The following is a 6,719-nucleotide window of genomic DNA, read 5'->3' on the forward strand; positions in this document are numbered from 1 at the left end:
ATTAACGGGCGTGCAGCGCATCTGATGCGGAAAGACGAAGCGCGATCACGCAATTCGCGCGCATCACGCCGAAAAAAACGAAGCCCGGCACAAGGCCGGGCTTCGCATGGTGCTGGAAGAGCGTCCGATCAGTTCTGGACGTTCAGTTCCGTACGACGGTTACGCTCGCTCTTGCAGCCCGGCAGGGTCTGCGCGGTCGGCTCGAGCGGACGGCTCTCGCCGTAACCGATCGGACCCACCAGACGCGAGGCGCTGACGCCGTTGCTGGTCAGGTAGTCGTACACGGTCTGCGAACGACGCTGCGACAGCGACTGGTTGTAGGCGTCCGCACCGCACAGGTCGGTGTGGCCGGCCACTTCGACGCGCAGGTCGGGGTAGCGCTTCAGGATCTCGGCGGCTTCGCTCAGGATCGCGATCGCGTCGGGACGCAGGGTCGACTTGTCGAAGTCGAAGTTCACGCCCTTCAGGTCGATCGAGACCTGCACCGGGCAGCCGTCCGGACCGATGGTCTGGCCAGCCTGCGAACCGGGGCACTTGTCGTCGCAGTTGTTGACGCCGTCACCGTCATCGTCCAGGTCGGCGCAGCTCGGAGCGGCCGGCGGCGGCGGCGGAGCAGCGGCTTCGGCCTTCGGGCCCAGCGGGATCACGACGCCGACCGAAGCCAGCACGTCACCGAACCAGCTCTCTTCCTGCTGGTGGATGCCACCTTCAGCGGTGTAGCTCTGGTCGTCGAAGTCGGCACGGTAGGCCACTTCCGCACGCACGGCGACGCGCTTGTCGAAGGTGCCCTGCAGACCGATACCCAGCTTGGCAGCCAGGTTGTTGTCGCGACGCTGCGCCGGCGAGGCCGGGCTGTTGATCACGTACTCTTCTTCCGAACGCTGCATGCCCAGGCCCGTCACGATGTACGGGTTCCAGCCGCGGCCTTCCTGGATGAAGTGGCGACGCAGATCGAGCGAGATACCGTACTGGCTCCAGTTCAGGTCTTCATTGAACTCGAAACCCGGGTTCTGGTAGTTCAGCTCGCCGTCGATCGACCAGTTGGGGCTGATGAACTTACCCAGGCCCAAGGTGCCGAACTGGGTATCGTCGGTACGACGATCCGAATCCTGCATGTTCTGACCCACCGAACCGGTCAGGTACCAACGGTCGTCGAATTCCTGCGCCATCGCAGTGTTCGCGAGGCTCAGGCCGCCGAGCAGCGCGGCGCAGAGAATCTTCTTGTTCATTTGCAGCTCCTTTCCATGTAAAAGTTCAGTGTTAGAAAAACCGAAGTGCTTTGCCAACAGCGGTTCTAGTTGTTATCCGAGGCGACAGACACCCGTCGCCTTGCTGAACAGATTATGCGGGGGTACGTGAAGACTGTGTTAACGGTACCATAACAAGTCGGGCAAGGTTAACACTCTTCAAGCGAAGTGGCGCAGATCTTCACGCTTGGCCTGTCAAAGGGGAGCCTTTCCCAGTGGTATCACGGGTTCGCAACGCACTGGTGCAGCGCAGACCCTTGGTACGGCCCCGGAAGGTGACGATCCTTCGTGCCATGAATGCCGCCTCCCCGCTTGCCCCCCTTCCCAGCCTCTTCCTGTCGCATGGCTCGCCGATGCTCGCGGTCGAGGATTCGCCGACGGGGCGGTTCCTGGACCATCTCGGCACGCGCTTGCCGCGGCCACGCGCGATCCTCGTGGCATCTGCGCATTTCGTCCACGCGCAACCTACGCTCACGGCCGCTCCGACGCCGGACACGATCCATGATTTCGGCGGTTTTCCGGAGGCGCTGTATCGCATCCAGTACCCGACCGCAGGCGCACCGGCGCTCGCGGACCAGATCGCGAACCACCTGCGCGACGCGGGTTTCGCCGCGCAGGTGGATCACCACCACGGCCTGGACCACGGCGTGTGGGTCCCGCTGCGGCGGATGTATCCCGATGCCGAGATCCCCGTCGTCGCGCTCTCCGTCAATCCGGCGCAGACCGCCGACTGGCATTACCGCATCGGGCTGGCGCTCGCGCCGTTTCGCGCGCAGGGCGTGCTGGTGGTAGGGTCCGGCGGGTTCTCGCATAACCTTCGTGCCCTCGTTTGGCAACACGCGCACGCAGCGCCCTACGATTGGGTCGCCGACTTCACCGAAGCGTTGCGCGACCGATTGCTGGCGGGAGACGTCGCGGGTGCGCTCGACTGGACCGCATTGCCGGAAGCACATCGCAACCATCCGACGACCGAACACCTCTTCCCGCTTTATGTAGCGCTAGGCGCCGGCGGGCTTGGCGCCGAGGGGCGGTTGCTCCATCGCGACGTGGAAATGGGTGGCCTGGCGCTGGACGCTTTCGCCTTCGACACCGCCTGACCCGCCCTAAAGACCGCGCTCCCATGGCGGGTGATCGCCGAACTGCTCGATCAGGAAGTCGGTGAAGGCCCGCACGCGCGGCGGTACGAGGCGACGTTGCGGCATCACGGCACTGATCGCAGTCGTAGCCAACGGGTAATCCGGCAACACCACTTCCAGCCGGCCGGCGCGCAGGTCGTCGGCGACGTGCCACAGCGAATGGATCACGACGCCCTCGCCCGCCAGCGAGGCATCGCGCAGTACCTCGCCGAAATTGCTTTCGAAGCGTCCCTGCACGCGCACGGCGACCTCGCCGCCCGCCGGCGTCCCCAGCCGCCATACGTCCTGGCGGCCACCGCTGCCGAACAGCAGCAGACAATCATGCCGGGCCAAGTCTTCAGGCGTGCGCGGTCGCCCGCGTCGGCGCAGATAGTCGGGCGAGGCGCACAGTACGCGCCGGTTCGGGGCGATGCGCCGGGCGACCAGGCGTGAATCGTCGAGCGCGCCGATGCGGATCGCAAGGTCGAAGCCCTCGCTGACCAGATCCACCACGTTGTCGCTCAGATGGATGCTGAGCCGCAGCTTCGGGTGCCGTGCGAGGAACGCCGGCAGCAGCGGCGAGACGTACTGGCGCCCGAACGAGGCGGAGGTCGTGACCCGCAGCGTGCCGGCTACTTCGCGTGCGGCTTCGCGCAGCCCCGTGCCCAGCGTCTCGAGCTCCTCCACCAGCACCCGCCCCTGCTCGGCCAGCGCGGCACCCTCCGGCGTCGGGTGCAGGCGTCGGGTTGTCCGGTGCAGTAGCCGCACCCCCAATTCCTTCTCCAGCCGCTTCAGTCGCTGGCTGGCCACCGCCACGGACAGATCCAGGCTGTGGGCGGCCGCGGTGATCGACCCGAGATCGAGCACGCGGAGGAACAGGGCCAGGTCGCCGACACGATCCATTATCAATATTCCATTGATAGTGATTCGGCATATTCACCGTTTCCCATCAGGAAGGGAAGGCGCAAGCTGCGCGCCTTGTTCCTTCCGGGCTTCCACCATGCCTTCCGCTCCCACGTCCTCCCGGCTTCCGCTGGGCCTGTATGCGCTCACCGCCGGCGCCTTCGGCATCGGCACCACCGAATTCGTCATCATGGGCCTGCTGATGCAGGTCGCCGCCGACCTGCAGGTCTCCATCGCTGCGGCGGGCCTGCTGATCTCCGGCTACGCGCTGGGCGTGTTCGTCGGCGCGCCCCTGCTGACGGCCGCCACCAACCGCATGCCGCGCAAGRCGGTGCTGSTCGCGCTGATGATCGTGTTCACSCTCGGCAACCTGGCCTGCGCRCTCGCGCCSARCTACGAACTGCTGATGGCCGCKCGCGTGATCACCTCGCTGGCGCACGGCACGTTCTTCGGCGTCGGCGCGGTGGTCGCCACCGGCCTGGTCAGTGAAGACCGCAAGGCTTCGGCGATTTCCATCATGTTCACCGGCCTCACCGTCGCCACGTTGCTCGGCGTGCCGGCCGGCGCCTGGCTGGGCCTGGAATACGGCTGGCGCGCGACGTTCTGGGCCGTGACCGCCATCGGCGTGTTCGCCACCGTCATCATCGCCACGCTGGTGCCGGCGGACCGCAGCGCGCCCGCGCCGCTGTCGTTCCGCGACGAACTGCGCGTCGTCGGCCGCCCGCAGGTGCTGCTGGGCCTGTTGATGACGGTACTGGGCTCCGGCGGCATGTTCACCGTCTACACCTACATCCAGCCGCTGCTGACGCAGGTGACCGGCTTCGCCGATGCGGCCGTGTCGCCGATCCTGCTCGTGTTCGGCGTCGGCATGATCATCGGCAACCTGCTGGGCGGGCGCTTCGCCGATCGCCGTCTCGCCACCGCCCTGCTCGGCACGCTCGCGGCGCTCGCGTTGGTGATGGGTGTGATGAGCTTCGCCCTGCACAGCCGCTGGGCGATGATCGTCTTCACCGGCCTGCTGGGTGCCGCGGCATTCGCAACGGTGTCGCCGCTGCAGCTGTGGGTGCTGCAGAAGGCCAGCGATGCGCAGARTCTGGCGTCCAGCCTCAACATCGGCGCCTTCAACCTCGGCAACGCGCTCGGCGCGTGGTTGGGCGGCGTGGTGATTTCGCAAGGGCTCGGCCTTTCCGCATTGCCGTGGGTCGCAGCACTGGTGCCGGCCTCCGCATTCGCGGTCGCGTTGTGGGCGCTTGCGCTGGAGCGCTGCCAGCGCTTCGCGCTCTCCGCCGATTGCGCCTGATCCTCCCTTCGTCGCATCGCCTCTTTAATCCGCGCGCCGCATCATCGCGGCACGTGTCCCGACTCCCCACGAGGAACCGCCATGAAAGCCATCGCACTCACCCGTTACCTGCCCATCGATGATCCGCAATCGCTGCTGGACGTCGAACTCGATACGCCCACCGCCACCGGCCACGACATCCTCGTGCGCGTGMAGGCCRTSTCGGTGAAYCCGGTCGACACCAAGGTGCGCTCGCCCAAGCCGCAGGTCGAAGCGCAACCCAAGGTGCTGGGCTACGACRCCGCGGGCGTGGTCGAAGCGGTTGGCGAAGCCGTGACCCGCTTCAAGCCCGGCGACGCGGTCTACTACGCCGGCGACATCACCCGCCCCGGCAGCAACGCGCAATTCCAACTCGTCGACGAACGCATCGTCGGCCGCAAACCCGCATCGCTCGACTTCGCGCAAGCCGCCGCATTGCCGCTTACCACGATCACCGCATGGGAACTGCTGTTCGACCGCATGCCGTACGCCATCGACGGCGGCGGTGAAGGCAAGTCGCTGCTGGTCATCGCCGGTGCCGGCGGCGTGGGATCGATCGCGATCCAGTTGGCGAAGCGCGCCGGCTTCACCGTAATCGCGACGGCATCGCGCCAGGACACCATCGACTGGTGCAAGGCGCTGGGCGCCGACCACGTGGTCAATCATCGCGAAGCGCTGGGACCGCAGCTGAAGGCGTTGGGCTTCGACACGATCGATGCGGCGCTGAACCTGGCCGACACCGACCGCTACTGGACCGAGCTGGGCGAACTGCTCGCACCGCTCGGCCATGTCGGACTGATCGTGGAACCCAAGGGCGAACTGCGCATCGGCGACCCGTACAAGGCCAAGAGCATCGGCATCCACTGGGAGATGATGTTCGCCCGCCCGCGCTTCCGCACCGCCGACATGGGCGAACAGGGTGCCCTGCTGGACCGCGTCGCCGACCTGATCGATGCCGGCCAGTTGCGCGGCACGCTGACCGATACGCTGTCGCCGATCAGCGCGGCGAACCTGCGCGAGGCGCATCGCCGGCTGGAATCCGGCACCACCATTGGCAAGCTGGTGCTGGCCGGCTGGTAGGCCGGAGGAGCGACGCGCCGGCCGGCAGTCCGCCGGCGCTGGGTACCGACGCGCCGGGGACTTGCGCTATCGTGGCTGGCCGCCGCGCGCTGCTGCGCGATCCGCCCGCCCGTACGATTCCGCCATGCCCCTTTTCCCGGCGCCGCCGCGCCTGCCACATCACACTGCCGGCTTGACGCGGCGGGCCGCGCGGCCATGACGCAACCGCCCGCCCTGTTCCCGTTGCTGCCAAGCGGCCTGTTCGGTCCGCTGGCATCGGCAAACCGGGAGCATTACTGGCTGCTGCTGTGCCGCCTGTTCGACGAATTCTTCGGGCCGGACGCGCCCGTGCCGCCGAGCATGGGCTTCCAGCGCCGGGAGATCACCGCCGCACTCGAGCGCTACCTGCTGGCGGACGATCCCTGGGAAGACGAGGACGGCGACTCGCCCGACACCCCGTTGCCGGTGCGGGTCAACCACATCTACGACCGCTTCCGTAGCGCGGGCTGGCTGCGCCAGGACCGCATCGGTGCACGAGAGATGGTCACCATGCCGCCGGTCGTGCACCAGTTCCTTTCGCTGCTGGTGGAATTCGCGGAACACGGACCGACCTTCGTGTCGGCGAAGATGCGTTCGATCGAGCACCAGCTCCAGTTGGTGACGGACGGCAAGGCATCGGGCGATGCCCTGGACGAAGCCGCAGACCAGGCGCGGCGACTGCTGGTGTCGCTGTCGTCGATGAGCCTGCAGGTGCGCGACCTGATGCCGGAGCTGAGCAAGGCCGAATCCACTGCGCAGTTCGCGCGCCAGTGGTTCGAGCGCTATGTGAGCGAGTTCTTCATCGGCGACTACGCCGAACTGCACAAGGGCGACCATCCGCTGGCGCGGCGCAGCGCGATCCTGTCCATGGCGCAGCAGATCGAGACCGGCGAGCGCCGCGCGGCGCKGCTCGCGTGGTACCGCGAGCACGTGGGCGGCGGCGGCGGCGAGCGCGGCGGCCAGCGGTTCGCGCGCAGCCTGCGGCGCCTGCGCGAACTGGATCGCATCGACGAATACCTCGGACGGCTGGACGACGAC

The 6,719-nt window shown here is 67.2% G+C and carries 6 protein-coding genes; 4 read left to right on the top strand and 2 right to left on the bottom strand.

Annotation, left to right across the window (positions count from 1 at the left end):
- Positions 1-128: 128 nt before the first annotated feature.
- Positions 129-1,229 (bottom strand): OmpA family protein, encoded by a 1,101-nt coding sequence (locus AC04L7_RS10105; RefSeq protein ID WP_296279057.1) that lies wholly within the window; start codon positions 1,227-1,229, stop codon positions 129-131.
- 311 nt (positions 1,230-1,540) lie between these two features.
- On the opposite strand from AC04L7_RS10105, the gene AC04L7_RS10110 reads away from it, so the two are divergent.
- Positions 1,541-2,344, top strand: a complete 804-nt coding sequence (locus tag AC04L7_RS10110; RefSeq protein ID WP_435997284.1) for a DODA-type extradiol aromatic ring-opening family dioxygenase — start codon at positions 1,541-1,543, stop codon at positions 2,342-2,344.
- Between the two features lie 6 nt (positions 2,345-2,350).
- On the opposite strand, the gene AC04L7_RS10115 is transcribed toward AC04L7_RS10110, so the two are convergent.
- Positions 2,351-3,265, bottom strand: coding sequence for a LysR family transcriptional regulator (locus AC04L7_RS10115; protein WP_296279055.1), 915 nt, complete (start codon positions 3,263-3,265; stop codon positions 2,351-2,353).
- Positions 3,266-3,362: 97 nt separating this feature from the next.
- On the opposite strand from AC04L7_RS10115, the gene AC04L7_RS10120 reads away from it, so the two are divergent.
- The 3 genes from AC04L7_RS10120 to AC04L7_RS10130 form a co-directional block, all read left to right on the top strand.
- A complete protein-coding gene (locus AC04L7_RS10120) occupies positions 3,363-4,565 on the top strand; it encodes an MFS transporter (protein WP_475512931.1) in 1,203 nt (400 codons plus the stop codon).
- Positions 4,566-4,646: 81 nt separating this feature from the next.
- Entirely contained in the window at positions 4,647-5,663 is a 1,017-nt protein-coding gene (locus tag AC04L7_RS10125) for a zinc-binding alcohol dehydrogenase family protein (protein WP_475512932.1), read from the top strand.
- A gap of 195 nt (positions 5,664-5,858) precedes the next feature.
- On the top strand, positions 5,859-6,719 hold an 861-nt coding region (locus AC04L7_RS10130; protein ID WP_475512933.1), incomplete at its 3' end, for a Wadjet anti-phage system protein JetA family protein.

It is taken from the genome of Pseudoxanthomonas sp. LjRoot204_2 (assembly GCF_056175765.1).